This window comes from Xanthomonas sp. Leaf148, from assembly GCF_001423585.1.
Classification (GTDB): domain Bacteria; phylum Pseudomonadota; class Gammaproteobacteria; order Xanthomonadales; family Xanthomonadaceae; genus Xanthomonas.
Window position 1 is genome coordinate 382837 of the sequence record NZ_LMOP01000009.1, and the last position, 18724, is coordinate 401560.

Annotated in this window: 20 protein-coding genes and 1 other RNA gene; 11 read left to right on the forward strand and 10 right to left on the reverse strand. The window is 65.4% G+C overall.

The genetic code is table 11. The features are described 5' to 3' along the window. Nucleotides 1–48: 48 nt before the first annotated feature. From ASF90_RS13850 to ASF90_RS13875, 6 genes are all read left to right on the forward strand, one after another. A complete protein-coding gene (locus ASF90_RS13850) occupies nucleotides 49–939 on the forward strand; it encodes a TPM domain-containing protein (protein ID WP_055851094.1) in 891 nt (296 codons plus the stop codon). Next, entirely contained in the window at nucleotides 939–1430 is a 492-nt protein-coding gene (locus tag ASF90_RS13855; protein WP_055851097.1) for a TPM domain-containing protein, read from the forward strand. Before ASF90_RS13850 ends, ASF90_RS13855 begins: the two co-directional genes overlap by 1 nt. 54 nt (nucleotides 1431–1484) lie before the next feature. After that, complete coding sequence (gene lgt / locus ASF90_RS13860; protein WP_055851103.1) at nucleotides 1485–2375, forward strand: prolipoprotein diacylglyceryl transferase; 891 nt, start codon at nucleotides 1485–1487, stop codon at nucleotides 2373–2375. Then, complete coding sequence (locus ASF90_RS13865; protein ID WP_055851105.1) at nucleotides 2372–3166, forward strand: thymidylate synthase; 795 nt, start codon at nucleotides 2372–2374, stop codon at nucleotides 3164–3166. The genes lgt and ASF90_RS13865 overlap by 4 nt, the downstream gene beginning before the upstream one ends. 65 nt (nucleotides 3167–3231) lie before the next feature. Continuing rightward, entirely contained in the window at nucleotides 3232–3519 is a 288-nt protein-coding gene (locus ASF90_RS13870) for a hypothetical protein (RefSeq protein ID WP_055851109.1), read from the forward strand. Continuing rightward, nucleotides 3516–4010, forward strand: a complete 495-nt coding sequence (locus ASF90_RS13875; RefSeq protein WP_055851113.1) for a dihydrofolate reductase — start codon at nucleotides 3516–3518, stop codon at nucleotides 4008–4010. Before ASF90_RS13870 ends, ASF90_RS13875 begins: the two co-directional genes overlap by 4 nt. 56 nt (nucleotides 4011–4066) lie before the next feature. Here ASF90_RS13875 and ASF90_RS22415 read toward each other — a convergent pair. The 10 genes from ASF90_RS22415 to ASF90_RS13920 all read right to left on the reverse strand — a co-directional run bounded on the left by ASF90_RS22415 (nucleotide 4067) and on the right by ASF90_RS13920 (nucleotide 13569). Then, nucleotides 4067–4141: non-coding RNA, sX9 sRNA (locus ASF90_RS22415), on the reverse strand. 57 nt (nucleotides 4142–4198) lie between these two features. Further along, nucleotides 4199–5215 (reverse strand): symmetrical bis(5'-nucleosyl)-tetraphosphatase, encoded by a 1017-nt coding sequence (locus ASF90_RS13880; protein ID WP_055851116.1) that lies wholly within the window; start codon nucleotides 5213–5215, stop codon nucleotides 4199–4201. 28 nt (nucleotides 5216–5243) lie between these two features. Then, nucleotides 5244–5627, reverse strand: coding sequence for a Co2+/Mg2+ efflux protein ApaG (gene apaG / locus ASF90_RS13885; protein WP_046964432.1), 384 nt, complete (start codon nucleotides 5625–5627; stop codon nucleotides 5244–5246). A 36-nt stretch (nucleotides 5628–5663) separates the two neighbouring features. Continuing rightward, complete coding sequence (gene rsmA, locus ASF90_RS13890) at nucleotides 5664–6452, reverse strand: 16S rRNA (adenine(1518)-N(6)/adenine(1519)-N(6))-dimethyltransferase RsmA (protein ID WP_055851119.1); 789 nt, start codon at nucleotides 6450–6452, stop codon at nucleotides 5664–5666. Between the two features lie 115 nt (nucleotides 6453–6567). Next, complete coding sequence (gene pdxA, locus ASF90_RS13895; RefSeq protein WP_055851122.1) at nucleotides 6568–7539, reverse strand: 4-hydroxythreonine-4-phosphate dehydrogenase PdxA; 972 nt, start codon at nucleotides 7537–7539, stop codon at nucleotides 6568–6570. 4 nt (nucleotides 7540–7543) lie between these two features. Beyond that, nucleotides 7544–8935 (reverse strand): peptidylprolyl isomerase, encoded by a 1392-nt coding sequence (locus ASF90_RS13900; RefSeq protein WP_055851125.1) that lies wholly within the window; start codon nucleotides 8933–8935, stop codon nucleotides 7544–7546. After that, nucleotides 8932–11367, reverse strand: a complete 2436-nt coding sequence (gene lptD, locus ASF90_RS13905) for an LPS-assembly protein LptD (protein ID WP_082473548.1) — start codon at nucleotides 11365–11367, stop codon at nucleotides 8932–8934. Before lptD ends, ASF90_RS13900 begins: the two co-directional genes overlap by 4 nt. 115 nt (nucleotides 11368–11482) lie before the next feature. After that, entirely contained in the window at nucleotides 11483–12391 is a 909-nt protein-coding gene (locus ASF90_RS13910; RefSeq protein WP_055851131.1) for a histone deacetylase family protein, read from the reverse strand. Nucleotides 12392–12429: 38 nt separating this feature from the next. Then, the gene (locus tag ASF90_RS13915; protein ID WP_055851135.1) at nucleotides 12430–12987 is read right to left on the reverse strand and encodes a cob(I)yrinic acid a,c-diamide adenosyltransferase; all 558 of its coding nucleotides are present in this window, start codon (nucleotides 12985–12987) and stop codon (nucleotides 12430–12432) included. Nucleotides 12988–12990: 3 nt separating this feature from the next. Continuing rightward, the gene (locus tag ASF90_RS13920; RefSeq protein ID WP_055851139.1) at nucleotides 12991–13569 is read right to left on the reverse strand and encodes a hypothetical protein; all 579 of its coding nucleotides are present in this window, start codon (nucleotides 13567–13569) and stop codon (nucleotides 12991–12993) included. A 182-nt stretch (nucleotides 13570–13751) separates the two neighbouring features. On the opposite strand from ASF90_RS13920, the gene ubiH reads away from it, so the two are divergent. From ubiH to ASF90_RS13945, 5 genes are all read left to right on the forward strand, one after another. Next, a complete protein-coding gene (gene ubiH / locus ASF90_RS13925; protein ID WP_055851142.1) occupies nucleotides 13752–14960 on the forward strand; it encodes a 2-octaprenyl-6-methoxyphenyl hydroxylase in 1209 nt (402 codons plus the stop codon). After that, nucleotides 14957–16138, forward strand: a complete 1182-nt coding sequence (locus ASF90_RS13930) for a UbiH/UbiF family hydroxylase (protein ID WP_055851146.1) — start codon at nucleotides 14957–14959, stop codon at nucleotides 16136–16138. The genes ubiH and ASF90_RS13930 overlap by 4 nt, the downstream gene beginning before the upstream one ends. Before the next feature lie 126 nt (nucleotides 16139–16264). After that, nucleotides 16265–16981, forward strand: a complete 717-nt coding sequence (locus ASF90_RS13935) for an alpha/beta hydrolase (RefSeq protein ID WP_055851150.1) — start codon at nucleotides 16265–16267, stop codon at nucleotides 16979–16981. Between the two features lie 108 nt (nucleotides 16982–17089). Beyond that, nucleotides 17090–17521, forward strand: a complete 432-nt coding sequence (locus ASF90_RS13940; protein WP_055851152.1) for a nuclear transport factor 2 family protein — start codon at nucleotides 17090–17092, stop codon at nucleotides 17519–17521. Nucleotides 17522–17642: 121 nt separating this feature from the next. Next, nucleotides 17643–18671: a transporter gene (locus tag ASF90_RS13945; protein ID WP_236699274.1), complete on the forward strand. Its 1029-nt coding sequence runs from the start codon at nucleotides 17643–17645 to the stop codon at nucleotides 18669–18671. Nucleotides 18672–18724 lie beyond the last annotated feature (53 nt).

The following is an 18724-nucleotide window of genomic DNA, read 5'->3' on the forward strand; positions in this document are numbered from 1 at the left end:
AGTGTCATTGCTGATTCACTGTCAGTACTTATCAGCTAGGAGTTGGTAATGCGGAAAACGCACATGTGGGTGTTTTGGATCATGGCGCTATTGCTGCTGCCCGCTTCGGTGCTGGCGCAGGATCTTGCAGCCATCCCTCCACTGCGCTCGCCGGTGGTCGATGTCACCGGCACCTTGGATGCGGCGCAGCTCCAGCAACTTGAGCAGCAGGCGCTGGCATTGCAGCAACGCAAGGGCGCGCAGCTGCAGATCCTGATCGTTGCGACCACACAGCCGGAGGCGATCGAGCAGTACACCCAGCGCGTGTTCGATCAATGGAAGATCGGGCGCAAGGGCGTGGACGACGGCGTGCTGCTGCTGGTGGCCAAGGACGATCGCCGCGTGCGCATCCAGCCCGGTTATGGCCTGGAAGGCGCCATTCCCGACATCGTGGCCAACCGGATCATCCAGGAGTACCTGGCGCCGAGGTTCCGCGAGGGCGACTACGGCGGCGGTATCCGCGATGCGACCGCGACGCTGGCGGGCCTGATCGAAGGAGAAGCTCTCCCGGAACCGGTCAGCGGGCACGCCGAGGGTGGCGTCGGCAATGGTGGGGGCGGCTGGATCATGGCGCTGTTTATCGGTTTTGTGGTCGCGATGGTGGCGCGCGGCATCCTCGGCGCCCTGCCGCGTCCGCTGCGCGCCGTACTGACCGGTGTCGCGGCCGGCGGCGCCGCCTTGTTGTTTACCTCGTTGCTGTTCGCCAGCGCCGGTGCAGCCGTCATCGGTCTGCTGGCGGGCCTGGTCTCCGGCTCGCCGGGGCGCTTTGTCGGCGGCGGTGGCTGGGGCGGTGGTGGATTCGGAGGATTCGGAGGCGGTGGCCGTGGTGGTTTTGGCGGTGGCGGCTGGGGCGGCGGCGGTGGATCATCGGGAGGCGGTGGCGCCTCGGGGAGCTGGTAATGCGGTGGCTCAGGCATCTTTTCGCGCCGTCGGCGCAGCGTAGATTTCCGACCAGTTGCATGGATGCGATCACCGCGGCGGTGGCCGCCAGTGAGCGCAGCCATACCGGCCAGATCATGGTGGCGGTCGAAGCGGACCTGCCGCTCGGGGCGCTGTGGAGCGCACACACCGCTCGCCAGCGCGCCGATCAGGCGTTCGCGCAGCTGCGCACCTGGGACACCGAAGCCAATAACGGAGTGCTGATCTATCTGTTGCTGGCCGACCACGCCATCGAAGTGGTTGCCGACCGCGGCTTGCGCAGCCAGGTGCCGGAGGCGCAGTGGGCGGAAGTGTGCCGGCGCATGCAGCAGTTCCTGCGCGAGCGCCAGTACGAGGTGGCCGTCCTGGCGGGCATCGAAGCGGTGACCGAGCTGCTGGTCGAGCATTTCCCGCGCGGCGCGGAGATGCAGCATGAAGACGAGCTGCCCGATCGGCCCCAGCTCTTAGGCTGAAGGCGTGCGAGGTGTCAGAATAGACGCCTCGCTTTTTTGTGATACGCGGTCCGCATGATCTATCTGCACGCCATCGACCCCATCGCCTTCTCGCTTGGCCCGGTGCAGGTGCACTGGTACGGCTTGATGTATCTGGCCGCCTTCTTCTCGGCCTGGGCGCTGGGCCGCTCGCGCATCCTGCGCGGCCGTCTGCCCGGCGTGGACATGGACGGTTTTTCCGATCTGTTGTTCTACGGCATGCTCGGCGTGGTGCTGGGCGGGCGCATCGGCTACATGCTGTTTTATGCGTTCGAGACCTTCCTGGCCAATCCGCTGATCCTGTTCAAGGTGTGGGAAGGCGGCATGAGCTTCCACGGCGGACTGCTGGGCGTGTTGATCGCCTGCTGGCTGTGGGCGCGCAAGCATCGACTGCACTTCTTCGACGTGATGGATTTTGTCGCGCCGTTGGTGCCGTTGGGCCTTGGTTTCGGGAGGCTCGGCAATTTTGTCGGCGGCGAGTTGTGGGGCAAGTTCACACAGGCCGGCTGGGGCGTGATCTTCCCGCATGCGCCGGAACTGGCCGATATCGCACCAGCGCAGATTCACGCGCAATACGCCGCCGGCGCATTGGATCGGTTCGCGCGCCATCCGTCGCAGCTGTACGAAGCCGCGTTGGAAGGCGTGGTGATGTTCGTTGTGTTGTGGGCATTCTCGATGAAGCCGCGCGCACGCTATGCGGTGTCGGGGCTGTTTGCGCTGTTGTATGGCGTGTTCCGCTTCATCGTGGAATTCGTGCGTGTGCCGGATGCGCCGATCGGCTATCTGGCCTTCAACTGGCTGACGATGGGCCAGATTCTGAGCTTGCCGTTGATTGCGGTGGGGCTGGTCTTGCTGGCGATGTCGCGCCGCGCGCCGGTGTTGCAGCCGGTGGTGCCGACCGCCGTAACGGTGGAGGCGGCGAAGTGAAGCCGTATCTGGATCTGCTGCAGCATGTGCTGGAATACGGCGCCGAAAAGTCCGACCGCACCGGTACCGGCACGCGCAGCGTGTTCGGCTGGCAGATGCGCTTCGATCTCAATGCCGGCTTTCCGCTGGTCACCACCAAGAAGCTGCATCTGCGCTCGATCATCCACGAGCTGCTGTGGTTTCTGCAGGGCGATACCAACATCGGGTATCTGAAGGACAACCAGGTCCGCATCTGGGACGAATGGGCCGACGACAATGGCGACCTTGGCCCGGTGTACGGCAAGCAGTGGCGGCGCTGGACCGGCCCGGACGGCGTTGAGATCGACCAGATGCAGTGGTTGGTCGATGAGATCAAACGCAACCCGGATTCGCGCCGGCTGGTGATCAGCGCCTGGAACGTCGGCGAGCTGCCGCAGATGGCATTGATGCCATGCCACAGCCTGTTCCAGTTCTATGTGGTCGACGGCAAACTCAGTTGCCAGCTCTACCAACGTAGCGGCGACATTTTTCTGGGCGTGCCGTTCAATATTGCCAGTTACGCGCTGCTGACCCATCTGGTGGCTCAGGCCACCGGCCTGGGCGTGGGCGATTTCGTGCACACGCTGGGCGATGCGCATCTGTATTCGAATCACTTCGAACAGGCACGTGAGCAGCTGATGCGCACCCCGCGCGCATTGCCGACCTTGCGCCTGAATCCCGAAGTGACAGACCTGTTTGCGTTTCGCTTCGAGGACATCGCGATCGAAGGCTATGACCCGCATCCGGCGATCAAGGCGCCGGTGGCGGTGTAAGCCGGATCTCAACCGATGAGACCCAGGCTGCGTATGCTGATTTTCATCGAAAGAGGAGGAGCGTCATGACGAAGAATTCGAACAAAGCACGAGAGAAACTTGCCGACTCGCTGATGACGATGCAAGCAAGTCTCTTCGTCAATCTGACAAGCATCGTTCTCATTGCGCCCATCGGCTTCTTTGGAGTTGCCTTGTATAAAGGTGAGCGACTGGATTTGACGAGAATGCTCAGCGAGCAATCGCAGCCAGCATTGGGCGCGATTGCCTTGGCCTACCTTGCGATTTTTTTCTTGGGGATGCTTGCTCGGCATGCGGCAATGAAAATCTATAACGAGCTATCTCCAGACACATGAAGCTGATTCTGGTCGTCGCCTTCGACCGCAACAACGCCATTGGGCGCGATAACGATCTGCCGTGGAAATTGCCGGGCGATCTCAAGCGCTTCAAGGCGTTGACGATGGGCAAGCCGATCCTGATGGGGCGCAAGACGGCGCAATCGCTCGGGCGCGCATTGCCGGGGCGCTTGAATCTGGTGCTGACGCGCTCGGGGCAAGTGCCGTTCGAGGGCATGCAGGCAGTGGCGTCGGTCGATCAGGCGATCGAACGTGCCGAGCAGGAGGGCGCGCAGGAGTTATGCGTGATCGGCGGCGGCGAGGTATATCGCCTGACGATGGCGCGCGCCGACGTGCTGGCGGTGACCGAGGTCGACACCGCGGTGGATGGCGCCGACACGCACTTTCCACCGATCGACCCGGCGGTATGGGTGCCAGCGCATCGCCAGACGCATGCGGCCGATGACCGCCATGCGTTTGCGTTTTCCTTTGTGGATTACCTGCGTCGCTAAGCCGGCAAGGACGCAGCGCGCGATCAGCGCGCCCGATTGCATGCAACTAAGCGCCGGTAAAGAAAAACCTAGCGAGCGGCTACCCGATGACCGTGGACGGCGCACCGGAGCGCAGCGTACGCGTGGCACATGCCGGTCCGAGCACCGGCTGCGCCCGCATGGGGGCGCAGCCGGTTGGTGAGTCGCTCTTACTCAGGAACAACGCCACCCTGTGGCTTGGCCGGTGCAGCCGTGCCGCTACCCGCATTTCCCGCGTTGTTGCCGCCACCGCCATTGCCACCGCCATTGCCGCCACCATTGCCACGTCCGCGGCCACGCCCGCGCGGGCGGCCCTGACCTTCGCGTGGACGCCGTGGAGCATTCGCGGCAGGTGTGGTCGGGGCAGTGACTTCGCGCCCCGGAACCTGCACCACGCGCAATTCGTCGGTATCCAGTTGCAGGGCGGTGAGCTTGCCACCCCACACCGCGCCGGTATCGATGGCATGCACGCCCTGGGTGATCGTCAATCCCAGCGCGGACCAATGCCCGCACACGATCTTGAGATCGCGCTCGACCCGGCCCGGTACCTCGAACCACGGGTAGAGTCCTTGTGCCTGCGTGCCCGGCGTGCCCTTGTCGTCGGTGGCGATGCGGCCGCGCGGCGTGCAATAGCGCATGCGCGTGAACAGGTTGATGATCGCGCGGCTGCGGTCGTACCCGCTCAGGCCCGGCGACCATCCCGGCTGATCGCCGTACATGTTGCGCAACAGTTTGCGATAGCCGCCGCCTTGCAGCTGCTGTTCGACTTCGCGCGCATGTTTTTCGGCCAGCTGCGTGGTCCACTTCGGCGCCAGCCCGGCGTGGACCATCATCCAGCCCAGCTCGCGATCCACGTGGGCCAGCTTCTGCATGCGCAGCCAGTCCAGCAGCACGTCGCGGTCCTCGGCCAGCACGACGCGCTGCAGATCCGGATTGACCTTGCGCTGCTCTTCCTCCGAGCGCGCACCGATCGCCAGCAGCGACAGATCGTGATTGCCCAGCACCACCACGCTGTGCGCGCGCAGCGAATGCACCAGACGCAGCGTTTCCAGCGATTGCCCGCCGCGGTTGACCAGATCGCCGCAGAACCACAGCGTGTCCTGTGCGGGGTCGAAATTGATCTTTTCCAGCAACCGCTGGGTAATGTCGTAGCACCCTTGCAGGTCGCCAATTGCCCAGACGCTCATCGCGTGCGCTCCATCAATCCAGCAGTCATCAGTGCAGCGTCCTGGGTACGCTCAGCACGAAGGCGGCGATCGGGGCGGTGAATTCGGTGCCATCGTCGGCCACCATGTCGTAGTGACCTTGCATCTGTCCCTGCTCGGTTTCCAGCAGCACACCGGAGGTGTAATGAAAGGCTTCGCCGGGGCGTAGCCATGGCTGCTCGCCGACCACGCCTTCGCCATCCACCTGCTCGGTGCGGCCGTTGGCGTCGGTGATCTGCCAATGGCGCGCGATCAGGCGTGCAGGCACGGCGCCCGCGTTGTGGATGCGGATGCTGTAGGCGAAGGCATAGCGGCCTTCTTCCGGGGTCGATTGATGAGCGAGGAAGCGCGGCGACACCTCGACCTCGACCCGATAGCGCGGATCATCTTGCATGGGAAAAGTCTAAATAAAACGGTGTGGGAGCGGCGCTCAAGCCAGCTCGACATTGGCCAGCCGAATGAAATCGGCGACCTCGAGTTGTTCGGCGCGGGCATCCGGACGCACGCCGGCTGCCTCGAAATGCGCGGGTTCGCAGACGGTGGACATGGCATTGCGCAGGGTCTTGCGGCGCTGCCCGAAGCCGGCGCGCACCACATCGGCGAAGCGACGGCGGTCGTTGATCATCACCGTGGCCGGGTCGCGCGGCACCAGTCGCACCACTGCCGAGTCCACCTTCGGTGGCGGCCGGAACGCGCCAGGTGGCACCACGAACAGCGCGGTGACCTCGCAGTACGCCTGCAGCATCACGCTGAGCCGGCCGTAGACCTTGCTGCCGGGACCGGCGGCCATGCGGTCGACCACTTCCTTCTGCAGCATGAAGTGCATGTCGGCCACCGCAGCGGCATGGTCCAGCGCATGGAACAGGATCGGCGAGGAGATGTTGTAAGGCAGGTTGCCGACCAGGCGGATCGGCGTGCCGTTGGCCAGTTCGGTGAAATCCACGCTGAGCACGTCGCGATGGATGATGCTCAGTTCGCCGATCGGTGCGGCGGCCTCGGTCAACGGAGCAATCAGGTCGCGATCGAACTCGATCACCGTCAACGCGCCATGCTTGCGCAGCAGCGGGAAGGTGATCGCGCCCTGACCGGGGCCGATTTCGACCAGGTGCTGGCCGGCGCGCGGGTCCACCGCCTGGACGATCCGGTCGATGTAATACCGGTCGGCAAGAAAGTGCTGGCCAAGCGACTTCTTGGCCGGTGCGCTGAAGGAATAATTCATGCGCGCAGTTTAACGGAGCCGGCGGCTGCACGCGGCGTCGGTGCTGCGCGTCCAGGCTGTCACAGTAAGGTAAGACGCTCATAACCTGCGGCGATCGCGCAGGTGGGGCGCGCGCTTAGCCGCGTGCCGCCAAGCGTGCGCACAACGCGGTTGCCGCCATCAGGCTGGATGGATCGGCGATGCCGCGTCCGGCCAGTTCCAGCGCGGTGCCGTGATCCACCGCCACGCGCGGGTAGGGCAGGCCCAATGTGATGTTCACCGCCTGCTCGAAACCGCTGTACTTGAGCACCGGCAGGCCCTGGTCGTGGTACATCGCCACCACCGCGTCGAAGCCGCTCAGTTTCTGTGGCAGGAACGCGGTGTCCGCCGGCAACGGGCCGATCAGCTGCATGCCTTCACCGCGCAGGTGCTCCAGTATCGGGATGATGATGTCCAGTTCTTCGCGGCCCAGGTGGCCGTCTTCGCCCGCGTGGGGATTGAGGCCGAGCACGGCGATACGTGGGTGCTCCAGGCCGAAGTCGCGACGCATCGCGGCGTAGGTGATGCGCAGGCAGCGCGCAACGGCGTCGGCGGTGATCGCATCGGCCACTGCACGCAGCGGCAGGTGTGTGGTCACCAGTGCCACGCGCACGATGCTGTTGGCCAGCATCATCACCACCGGGCAGTCGGCCTGATCGGCCAGCAATTCGGTGGTGCCGGTGTAGGCGATCCCGCCGGCGTTGATGATTGCCTTGTGCACCGGGCCGGTCACGATGCCTTGCCGTCGGCCGGCAAGACAGTCGCCAGCAGCGGTAAGCAGGCCGGCAATGACGGCCGCTGCATTGGCCGGGTCAGCAGTGCCGAAGCGGGTCGGGACGGGCTGGCGAATCGGAAAGAGCGGTAGGTCGCCCGGCATCCGTGCCGGCTGATCGGGGTCGAGCAGGCGCACAGACAAAGACAGCGCCTTTGCGGCGCTGTTCAGGGTGTCGGGATCGGCATATGCAACCAGCTGTGCATCGGAGCGCAGCTGCTGGGCGAGCCGGATGCACAGCTCCGGCCCGATCCCGGCCGGCTCGCCTGGCACCAGCGCGAGCGACGGGACCATCATCGACTCAGCGCGCCGGCTGTGCCGGCGGCGGGGTCGGGGCAGCGGGTTCTGCGCTCTTGGTCGGCTCGGCGGTGGCATTGCCGTCGGCGCGATCGCCGGTGCGGTAGCTCACATAAGCCTCGCCACGCAGTTCCTGCAGGTAGCGGTTGTATTCCTCTTCCAGCTTGCGACGGCCGATCGTTTCACGGACCTGCGCACGTTGGTTTTCGGCACTGACGTCGGTCTGGCGGCTGCCGACGCGCTGCACGATATGCCAACCGGCCTGCGTGCGGAACGGCTCGGACACGGCGCCATCGGCCAAGCCCTCAACCTGCTTGCCGAAATCCGGGCCGAACGCATCGGCCGGGAACCAACCCAGGTCGCCACCCTGGCCGCGGCTGTTGGTGTCCTCGGAGGACTCCTTGGCCGTCGCCTGGAAATCAGCGCCGCCGGCAACGCGGGCGCGCAGCGTGTCGATCTTGGCCTTGGCCTGCGCGTCGGTCTGATTGTCACCGATGCGGACCAGGATGTGGCGCGCGTTGTACTCGGTGACCATCTTCTTTTCGCCGCCGGCATTGGCGTCGCGCATTTCCACCAGCTTGAGCAGCTGGAAACCGCTTGGACCACGCAGCGGGCCGGCCACCTGACCAGGCTGCATGTCGCGGATCAGCTGGGCAAATGCGTTGGGGATTTCGTCCAGGCTGCGCCAGCCCAGGTCGCCGCCTTCCAGCGCGTTCGGGCTATCCGAATAACGCACCGCTGCGGCGGAGAAGTCCAACTCGCCCTTGTCGATCAAGGCCTTGACGCCATCGACCTTTTTTTGACCGGTGGCGATCTGGTCGGCGTTCGCGCCTTCCGGCAAGCCCACCAGAATATGCGCCAGGTGGTACTGGCTACCGGTCGTGGCCTGTTGGGCCAGTGCGGTATCCACCTCGCCTTCGCTCACGCTGATACGGCTCTGCGCAAAGCTCTGGCGCAGGCGCTGCACGATGATTTCGTCGCGCACCGAGGCGCGGAAATCGCCATAGGCCATGCCGTCGGCGGCCAGCTTCTGGCGCAAACCATCCACGGTGGTGCCGTTCTGCTGGGCGATGCTGGCAACGGCGCGGTTGAGTTCCTCGTCGCTGACGCGGATGCCGCTGCCGTCGGCACGGCCGATCTGCAGCTTGACCAGCACCAGGCGCTCGAGCACCTGCCGCTGCAAGACATCGTCCGGCGGCAGCTGGTTTTCACGACCGGCGTACTGCGACTTGACGTTGCGCACAGCGCGATCGAGCTCGCTCTGCAGCACCACGTCTTCGTCCACGATAGCGGCGATACGATCCAGCGGCTGGGATTGCTGCGCCGATGCCACCGGCGAGACCGTGCTGGTGATTACCAGCAACGAGGCAAGAAGAACAGAGAAAGGCTTGGTCATGGAATCAGGTTCGGATCGTAATCGTCCGGATTGGTCGTGGTGTTGCTGGGCGGGACCAGGTACAGGTCGTCGCGGTAATAGCCGAGAATAGCACGGCGCAAAGTGCGGTCCGTGTTCTGGCCAAACGAGCTCAAGCCCTTGAGCACGAACTCGAACTGGATGGAGTTGTCCATCTCGCCGTCGCGGTTACGCACGAACCGGCGTACCAGCGCGCGCACTGCCAGGCAACAGCTGTCCCACTGCACGCCGCCGATGATTTCCAGCGGTTTGCGATCCAGCAGCGAGTAGTAGTAACGACCGACCGCACTCCAGGTGGGGTTGATCGGATACAGGAACGAGAAGTCGGCCTGCTTGAGCTGGTCGTTGTTACTGATCAGATCGCGACGATACCGGTAGGCCAGGTTGATGATGCCGTCGTTGTTGAGCAGATAGCGGGTACGCAGGCTGGCGAGATCTTCCTTGCGCGAGTTCGGGTTCCACTGATAGGTGGCGCCCATCGACCAGCGGTCGTTGATCATGTAGTTGGCATCGGCCACCCAGGCGGACTTGCCTTGCTCGATGGGTTGTTCGCTGTTGGCAGTGGAGTTATTGATGGTGACCAGCGAGTCGTTGAAGTACAGGATCTGGCCAGCGCTCAGCGACAATTTCTCGCGGCCGTCTTCCTGGCGCAGCCAACGAGATGTCACCGCCAGGGTCAGCTGGTTGGCATCGTTCTGACGGTCGGCGCCGGTATAGCGGCTGTCGCGGAACAGCTGGCCATAGCTGAAGGTAAACGGACGGGTGTCGAAGACCGGCAGGTCGTCCTGGTCGCGGTAGGGCACGTACAGGTAGTACATGCGCGGTTCCAGCGTATTGAGATAGTTGGTGCCGAACAGCGAGGTCTCGCGATCGAAGTACAAGCCCGCGTCCAGCGAAGCAATGGGCAGGCTGCGCGTGGGCGAACGGTCGCCGGTTAGTGGCGCCGTATTGGCCAAGGTCGAGTCCAACTGGTAGGCGGTGTAACGCCATGCAACCGTCGGCGTCACGAACCAGGCCGCACCCGACAACGGCATCGAGATATAGGGTTTGACGTCCAGGCGCGAGCCGCTGCCATAGTCAAAGTTACGGATATTGGTCCGGACGTATTCGTCGCCGTTGTTGTTGTTATTGCCGTTGGTGTTCGGGACGAAGTTCACCTGATATGAGTCGTCATGCGTAAACCGCACCGCCTCGGCATAGACACCGGCTTCGAAAATGCCGAACGGCTTTTCCCAGGTGAAAAAGGCACGCGGCTGCCGGTTATAGGGCAGGGCTCGCTCGTCCAGGGTGTAGTCGGTCAGCTGCCAGCGGTCGGCCATCAGGCCGGCGGTCCAGGTTTCGCCGGTGCCGTAGATCCCGATGGTGCTCTGCAGGCTGGACGCCGAGCCCATGCCGTTCAAGCGGCTGGTGAAGTCTTCCACATAGCGGGTGTCGCTGACCCAGGAAATGCTGCTGCGGGCCTGCCAATGGCTGTTGACGTTGTGGTAGCCGCTATAGAAAACGCTGCCACGGTCCTTCTCGCGCAACTTGTCGTTGGGCAGGTAGTTGCCGGTGATTTCGCCGCGACCGCCGTCGTACAGATACCGGAACTCGGTGCCGAAAATGAAACCACGCTTGCTCATATAGCGCGGCAACAAGGTAGCGTCGTAATTGGGCGCCAGATTCAGGTAGATCGGCTGCAGGTAGTCAAACCCGTTGCGCCCGGACAGGCCGAACTGCGGAAATAGCAGGCCGGTCTGGCGACGGTCGTCGATCGGGAACTTGAACCACGGGAAGTACAGCACCGGCACCTTGCCGATCTGCAGCACGGCGTTACGCGCCGTACCGAAGCCTTCTTCGTTGTCGACGTCGATCTCGGGCGCGCGCACCCGCCAGATCGGCTGCGAGGGATCGCAGGTGGTGTAGGTCGAGCGATGCATCTGGCCGACCTGGCCTTGCAGGTCCACCGATTCCGCCACGCCATTGCCGCGGCGGTCCACCATCTGATACTGGATGTTGGAGACCTTGTGGGCGTCGGTGTCCTGATTGCCCTCGGCGCGGTCGGCGACCATGCGGAAGGAGGTGTCCTGGTAGCGGACATTGCCTTCGGCGATGTAGTTGCCGGTCTCGGTATCCATGCGCAGGTTGTCCGCGCCCAGGAACTGGTCGCCGCGCTTGAGCGCCACGTTGCCCTGGTACTGCGGAGTGGTGCTGGTGCCGGACAGCTGGTCGCCTTCGATGTCGGTCGGCAGCTGCTGGCGCATTTCGGCGGCCTTGGGGTCGGCGGCGGGCGCGCCATCGAAACCAGGCAGCGGGTCCACGGCCGGGCACAGTCCCCAATTCAACGGCTTGTCGGCAGCCATGGCCGGAAGGCAGATGGCGATGCTCAAGGGCAGGGGCAGCAGGCGGAGAACTCGGCGCACGCGTGGATTCAACCAGTAAAATGGCGACTAGCTTGCCGCATACCCCGCATAGGGGCAATGAAGAGCGCCAGCGTGAAGAGGACGAGGTTCATCGCAAACCGTGGCGCGACCGGCGTGCCGCTGTGGGTCAGCGCAGTGCGGCGACGTGGGCAACACTGCTTTCGCGCAAGGCCTGCAGGTCGTAACCGCCTTCCAGCATGGACACCACCCGGCCACGCGCATGCCGCTCGGCCAGGGTGCGTAGCGCGCCGGTCAGCCAGGCGAAATCATCGTCGTCCAGCATCAGATCGGCCAGCGGATCGCGCAGATGCGCATCGAAGCCGGCCGAAATCAGGATCAGCTGCGGGCGGAAGGCATCGATCAGCGGCAGCATCTCGTCTTCCCACACGTTGCGGAAGCGCAAGCCATCGCTGCCGGGCGGCAGCAACAGGTTGTGGATATTGCCAACGCCGCGCTCATGGACGCTGCCCGAATGCGGGTAGAGCCCGGACTGATGCGTGCTCAGATACTGCACGGCCGGGTCGCGTTCGAAGATCGCCTGGGTGCCGTTGCCGTGGTGCACGTCGAAATCGACGATGGTGATGCGCTCCAGGCCATGCCGGTCGCGTGCATGGGCGGCGGCCACGGCGATGTTGTTGAACAGGCAGAAGCCCATCGACACCTGCGCGGTGGCGTGATGGCCGGGTGGGCGGACAGCGCAAAAGGCGGTGCGGGTGAGGTCCTGCATCACCGCGTCCACGGCGGCGATGCCGGCGCCGGCGGCGCGCAGGGCGGCCGCGCGCGAGGCCGGCACCATGCGGGTGTCCACATCCAGCTGGCGATAGCCTTCGAACGCGGTCTCCAGCACCGCGTCCACCTGTTCTCGCTCATGCACGCGGCACAGGTCGCCCAGCTTGGCCAGCGGCGCCTCGCGCCAGTCCAGGTCCGGAAAGGCAGCACGCAGAGCGTCGACGACCGCCTCCAGGCGGGCAGGGCTTTCGGGGTGCTCAGGGCCGGCGTCGTGACCGAGACAGGCGGGATGGGTAAAGACCAGCATGAGATGACTTTAGCCTGTCCGCCGCGCCAGGCACATGCTCAACCGCGCCGGCGGTCGTGCCGCCACAGCACTTCCTGCTGACCATCCACACGTGCCAGCACGCGGGCCAGTACGAACAGCAGGTCGGAGAGCCGGTTGAGATAGCCGATCGCCTCGCTGCGCACCGACTCCTGGCGCGACAGCGCGACGGTCTCGCGCTCGGCACGGCGCACGATGGTACGCGCCAGGTGGCAGCGCGCGGCCGCTTCGCCACCGGCCGGCAAGATGAACTCCTGCAGCGGCGGCAAGCTGTCGTTGAAGTGGTCCAGGTGGTGTTCCAGGGCCTGGATGTCGGCCGCCTCGATGGCAGCATGGCCGGGGATGCAGAGCTCGCCGCCCAGGTCGAACAGCTGGTGCTGCACGGTGGTCAGTAGCTCGGCAATCGCGGTGGGCACGCCGGGCGCGGCCAGCAGCACGCCGAGCGCCGAATTGGCCTCGTCCACGGTGCCGTAGGCGTTGACGCGCAAGGCGTCCTTGCCGGTCCGGCTGCCATCGCCCAACCCGGTGCTGCCGTCGTCGCCGGTGCGCGTATAGATACGTGAGAGCCGGTTGCCCATGGCTCAGCCGGCCTGGCGCTGGCGATGGGGCGCAGCCAGGCGCTCGGCAACCACCTGGATGACGGCTGCGGCCGCGACGTACAGCGCGGCGCTGCGCAGGTACGGCCAGAGCCAGTCGCTGTAGTTCTTGAACCAGCCGGCGAGGGTGGGTTCGCTCACGCTGGCGCTGATCCAGTAAAAGCTGCCCTGGGCGATCAGCTGACACAGCGCCACGGCGATGAGCAGGGCAGGAACCAGTGCGACCAGCGCAGTCCATTGGGCCCCGTGATAGTGCCGGCGCAGCCACACACCACCGGCCCACAGCGCGAAGTACGCCGGGATCAGGCACCAGTACGCCGGCGACACGCAGTAGTGCTGCCAGAAGCTCATGCCCTGCTGGGTGATGACCAGCCAGTCCACCGCGACCGCCAGGCCCATCAGCAGCGGGAACGCCAGTTTGCTGCGTGCAGCCAGATGAAACCCGCCGATGAAAAACACCGCCCAGGACGCGTCCGGGACCGGCGCGAAGTGATTGATCCGTGTGGCCGCCATCAGGACGGCGAGCAGGCTCAAAATCAGGGTGTCGTGCGAGCGAGAAGTCATGCGCGGAGGTGGCCGGATTACAGGTGCGGGAGTGTAGCGTGGAACCTGGCGTGCCCGCGCCACTGCCTGGCCTGCGCTGCGCCCGGCATCGGCAGGCATGACAACGGCAGACCGGCTGGACGCGTCAACGTGTCTCATCCGGCGCGCGCGATGCGCTGCGGGCGAGGGCTTATCATGGGCGAATGACACATCCACATGACGTTTTGATCGTTGGCGGCGGCCTGGTCGGCTCCAGCCTGGCGATTGCGCTGGACCGCCTCGGCCTGGATGTCGGGCTGGTGGAAGCCACGCCAGCCGGCACGCCGCCGGCCGTGTTCGATCAACGCAATCTGAGTTTCGCCGCCGCTACCGTCAACGCCTTGGGCGTACTGGGCGTCATGGCCAAGTTGCGTAGCCCGCCCGGGCCGATCCGGCGCATCCACGTCAGCCGCGCCGGCGATTTCGGGCGCGTGCAGCTGGACGCCGCCGACTACGGGCGCGACAGCTTTGGGCAAGTGGTGGTGGCCCGCGACTTCGGCGACGCCCTGCTGGCACGCCTGGACGAGTTGGCGCAGCTGCGCCGGTATCGCCCGGCGCGCTGCATCGGCGTGGAACCGGTGCAGGATGGCGTGCGCACGCTACGGCTGGCGACCGACGACGGCGAGCAGCGCGTCTGCGCCAGGCTGGTGGTCGGTGCCGATGGCAGCCACAGCGCAGTGCGCGAACTGCTGCATATCGAGACCGACACGCACGATTTCCTGCAGACCTTGTTCGTGGCGCGCGTGCGCGCCTCCAGGCCGCCGGATGGCACCGCGTGGGAGCGCTTCGGCGAGCACGGGCCGACCGCGCTGTTGCCGCGGGGCGACCGTCATTACGGCGCAATCCACTGTGTGGCGCGCGCCGAGGCCGATGCGGTCGCCGCGCTCGACGAGGCTGGCTGGCTGGCCCGGCTGCAGCGCGCGGCCGGCTGGCGCGCCGGGCGCTTTGTCGCCAGCGGCGAACGCAGTGCATATCCGCTGGTGCAGGTGCTGGCCAACAACCTGATCGCCGAGCGCGTGGTGTTGCTCGGCAACGCCGCGCAGACGCTGCACCCCATCGGTGCGCAGGGCTTCAATCTTGGATTGCGCGACGCGCTCACCTTGGCAGAGCTGATCGAACACGATCGCAGCGATGCCGGGAGCGGCGCGCTGCTGGCCGACTATGTGGCGCGTCGACGCGTGGACCGCGAGCAGACGATCGGCTTCTCCAGCGGGCTGGCGCGGCTGACCGGCAATCCGGCACCGTTGCTGCGGCCGCTGCGCAGCCTGGGATTGCTCGCAACCTCGCAGGCCGCGCCGCTGCAATCGATGCTGGTCGGCGGGGCGATGGGGTTCCGTGGCGATGTGCCGCAGCTGTGCCGGGGGATCGCATGAGCCGCCGCGGTGCGCGCGATGCGGTGATCGTCGGCGGTGGCGTGGTTGGCGCCGCCTGTGCGCTGGCGCTGGCCGACGCGGGTTTGAGCGTTGCGCTGGTGGAAGGGCGCGAGCCCGCGCGCTGGCCTGCCGATCAGCCCGACCTGCGGGTCTATGCCTTCGCCGCCGACAACGCCGCGCTGCTCGACAGTCTTGGCGTGTGGGCCAGCGTGCGCGCCGGTCGCGTGCAGCCGTATCGGCGCATGCGGGTCTGGGATGCCGGCGGTGGCGGCGAGCTGCGCTTCGACGCCGACACCTTGGGCCGCGAACAACTCGGCTGGATCGTCGAACATGCGCTACTGGTCGATCGCCTGTGGGCGGCCGTGCACAGCGCGGGGATCGAAGTGCACTGCCCGGCGCGTGTGGCCGAACTGGAGCAGGACGCCAACAGCGTGCGTCTGCGTCTGGACGATGGCAGCCGGCTGGAAGCGGCGATTGCCATCGCCGCCGATGGCGCGTCGTCCACCTTGCGCGACCTGACCGGCTTGCCGGTGTCGCGGCACGCCTACGCACAACGCGGCGTGGTTGCCTTCGTGGAGACCGAACAGCCGCACCAGGCCACGGCCTGGCAGCGCTTTCTGACCACCGGGCCACTGGCATTCCTGCCGTTTGCCGAAGGCCGCAGTTCGATTGTCTGGACCTTGCCCGATCGCGAGGCCGAGCGCGTGCTGGCGCTCGACGATGCGGCGTTCGCGCGCGAGCTGACCCAAGCCTTTGCCGCGCGTCTGGGCGAGGTGCGTGTGGTTTCCGCACGCGCTGCATTCACGCTGCAACGGCAGTTGGTGGAGCAGTACGTCAGTGGCCGCGTGCTGACCCTGGGCGACGCTGCGCATGTGGTGCATCCGTTGGCGGGGCAGGGCGTCAACCTGGGCCTGCGCGATGTCGCTGCGCTGCGCGAGGAAGTGCGCGGCGCGCTCGCCAAACGTGCGGACTGGGCCGCGCCGCATCGCCTGCAACGCTGGGCGCGCACCCGCCGCAGCGACAATACCGTGGCCGCCTATGGCTTCGATGCGATCAATACGGTGTTCTCCAACGACGAGATGCACCTGACCCTGTTGCGCGGTGCCGCGCTTGGCCTCGCCGGCAGGTTGCCGCCGCTGGTCGATGTGCTGTGGAAGCGCGCCTCCGGCGGCGCGTAAGCCATCTCGCGTCTGTCGGCCTGCGCTGTGGCTGGCCGGCATAGCTGACGTTCTATGTCTATGGACTTATAGCGTAGGCCACATCTTCCATACGACGCACGCGGCCGGCGTGGCTACAGTCGCGCCATGACTTCCGTTTCGCACACCTCCAGACCCACCTTGCTGCTGCTCTGCGGCCTGCTCTGCGACGCCGCCATCTGGCAACCGCAGCGCGACGCGCTGGCGGATCTGGCCGATGTGCAGGTGCTGGATTTCCCCGGATTCGACAGCATTGTGCAGATGGCGGCCCACGTGCTGGCTGGCGCACCGCCACAGTTTGCGTTGGCCGGGCATTCGATGGGCGGGCGGGTTGCGCTGGAAATCATGCGTCAGGCGCCCGAGCGGGTGACGCAGCTGGCACTGCTCGATACCGGCATTGCACCGCGTCGCGATGGCGAACGCGAGGAGCGCCAAGCGCTGGTGGATCTGGCACAGACGCAAGGCATGCATGCGCTGGCGCTGGCCTGGTTGCCACCGATGCTGCACCCCGCACGCAGCGCCGATACCGGTTTGATGCAAGACCTCAGCGCAATGGTGCAGCGGCAGAGCGCGCAGAGTTTCGCTGGCCAGGTCAACGCGTTGCTGGAGCGCCCGGATGCCGCGCCGGTGCTAGCGCAGATTCGCTGCCCCACCTTGCTAGGGGTCGGGCGCCAGGATGCCTGGAGCCCGCTGGCACGGCATCAGGACATGGTGCGGCAGATTCCGCAGGCGCGCCTGGTCGTATTCGAAGATTGCGGGCATATGGCGCCGGTGGAAGCGCCCGCTGCGGTGAGCACCGCGCTGCGCGAGTGGCTGAGCACGTGATCGCCCGTACCGCAGGCGGCGTCAGTTCGGTCGTCTCGGGAATTGTCCTGCGCTGAAGTATCGCTAGCGCTTTATCTGTGTCATTCCACCGCCAAGGGAGGCTGCTGCGTGTCTGCAGATATTTCGATCATCGTTGCGTGCGAACAGCTGATTCGCCGGTTCGCCCTGCATAACGACCGCCATGAGCACCAGGCGTTGGCTGCGCTGTTCACTGCCGACGGCGTCTTTGCACGACCGAGCGCGCCGGACGTGCCGGTGCATGGACGCGAAGCGATCTTGGAGGCCTTCCGCGCTCGCGCGCCACGCAACACCTGTCATTTGATGCTCAATACCCTGGTCAGCGTCCAATCGAGCACGCTGGCTCATGCGCATAGCCATGTGCTGCTCTATAGCGCACCGCAGGCCGACGCGTCTGTCCCCTGGACGGCGCAGGCGCCTGCACTGATCGGCACCTTCGACGATGTGCTGGTGCACCAGGACAACCAGTGGTTGTTCAAGCAACGCCTCGGCGCATTGCTGCTGCGCGTCGAGGCGCACTGACCGAGATTGATCGCTGTCTGTCTGTTCAACGATGCCGCCGGCCCTTACAGGCGACATCTCGACACTGCTCTCCCCCCAGTCGCGTTGCCTCAATCGCCCATCTTCGTTGGAGAATCCCCTAGTGGAACGCGCATGTTCGTTTGTTGGTCGTCGTCGCTCATCGCTCCGGTCGCATCGCTTGCGCGCCGGCAGCTTGACTCTGCTACTGGGTGCGCTGGCGCCGGCGGCGGCCTTCGCACAGGCTGTGCCTGACACAGTTCCGGTGCCGCAAGGCATCAACCTGGGTGGCACCAGTTTTTTCGATGGTTTTGGCTCCACCCAACCTGGCTGGACGGTGATCGAATATCTGCGCCATGCACACCTGAATGCCGTGCTGGATGCGCAAGGCAACGATTCGCTGGCGTTTCGTGATCCAAAGATCAGCAGCTCGGCAGCGCTGACCCAGCTCATTTACGTGACGCCCTACAAATGGCTGGGCGGCACGATTTCCGTCGATGCCATCGTGCCGCTGGTCAACCAGAATGCCTCGTTTGCCGCCGACAGCCCGGTGCGGTTGAGCGACAACGGATTCGGCGTTGGCGATATTGCGGTCGGGGCGGCGTTGCAGATGCCGCCGGTGATGCGCAACGACCGGATCTTGCTGTTTCAGCGCTTCGCCCTGGTGGCATTTGCACCGGTGGGCAAGTTCGATCGCGACATCGCGATCAACCAGAGCACCGGCTACTGGTCGTTCTCGCCGCATTGGGCATTCACGGTACAGCCCACCGATAACTGGGAGGTCAGCATGCGGCTGCATTACATGTACAACTTCCGCACCGACCGTGCCGGTGGAGTGCCGCCAATTCCCGGTTTCCAGTTCCGCAACGGCCAGGCAGGCGATCTGGCGTGGCTGAATTTTGCCAGCTCGGTCAAGGTGACCGAGCAGCTGCGGGTCGGTGTCAACGGCTTCTACCTGCGGCAGCTGCAAGACAACCGGACTAATGGCCAGCGCGTGCCCGACAGCAAACGCACGCAGTTCTACATGGGGCCAGGGCTCTCGTGGCGGTTGGACCCGAAGAACGTGCTCAACTTCAATGTCTACCTGCCGGTCGAGGTCAAGAATTCGGTGGCCGGAAACACCTTCAACCTGATGTTCGTGCACTCGCTATAGCGCAAGCAAGCCGCCCTGCACGCCGACCGTCTTGGTCGGCGTGCAGGGTCGAA

Bases quoted from the DNA above. Each gene is read 5' to 3' on its own strand.
- ASF90_RS13850 (WP_055851094.1), top strand. From the start codon at position 49: ATGCGGAAAACGCACATGTGGGTGTTTTGGATCATGGCGCTATTGCTG.
- ASF90_RS13855 (WP_055851097.1), top strand. From the start codon at position 939: ATGCGGTGGCTCAGGCATCTTTTCGCGCCGTCGGCGCAGCGTAGATTT.
- lgt (WP_055851103.1), top strand. From the start codon at position 1,485: ATGATCTATCTGCACGCCATCGACCCCATCGCCTTCTCGCTTGGCCCG.
- ASF90_RS13870 (WP_055851109.1), top strand. From the start codon at position 3,232: ATGACGAAGAATTCGAACAAAGCACGAGAGAAACTTGCCGACTCGCTG.
- ASF90_RS13875 (WP_055851113.1), top strand. From the start codon at position 3,516: ATGAAGCTGATTCTGGTCGTCGCCTTCGACCGCAACAACGCCATTGGG.
- ASF90_RS13880 (WP_055851116.1), bottom strand. From the start codon at position 5,215: ATGAGCGTCTGGGCAATTGGCGACCTGCAAGGGTGCTACGACATTACC.
- apaG (WP_046964432.1), bottom strand. From the start codon at position 5,627: ATGCAAGATGATCCGCGCTATCGGGTCGAGGTCGAGGTGTCGCCGCGC.
- rsmA (WP_055851119.1), bottom strand. From the start codon at position 6,452: ATGAATTATTCCTTCAGCGCACCGGCCAAGAAGTCGCTTGGCCAGCAC.
- pdxA (WP_055851122.1), bottom strand. From the start codon at position 7,539: ATGATGGTCCCGTCGCTCGCGCTGGTGCCAGGCGAGCCGGCCGGGATC.
- ASF90_RS13900 (WP_055851125.1), bottom strand. From the start codon at position 8,935: ATGACCAAGCCTTTCTCTGTTCTTCTTGCCTCGTTGCTGGTAATCACC.
- ASF90_RS13910 (WP_055851131.1), bottom strand. From the start codon at position 12,391: ATGCTGGTCTTTACCCATCCCGCCTGTCTCGGTCACGACGCCGGCCCT.
- ASF90_RS13915 (WP_055851135.1), bottom strand. From the start codon at position 12,987: ATGGGCAACCGGCTCTCACGTATCTATACGCGCACCGGCGACGACGGC.
- ASF90_RS13920 (WP_055851139.1), bottom strand. From the start codon at position 13,569: ATGACTTCTCGCTCGCACGACACCCTGATTTTGAGCCTGCTCGCCGTC.
- ubiH (WP_055851142.1), top strand. From the start codon at position 13,752: ATGACACATCCACATGACGTTTTGATCGTTGGCGGCGGCCTGGTCGGC.
- ASF90_RS13930 (WP_055851146.1), top strand. From the start codon at position 14,957: ATGAGCCGCCGCGGTGCGCGCGATGCGGTGATCGTCGGCGGTGGCGTG.
- ASF90_RS13935 (WP_055851150.1), top strand. From the start codon at position 16,265: ATGACTTCCGTTTCGCACACCTCCAGACCCACCTTGCTGCTGCTCTGC.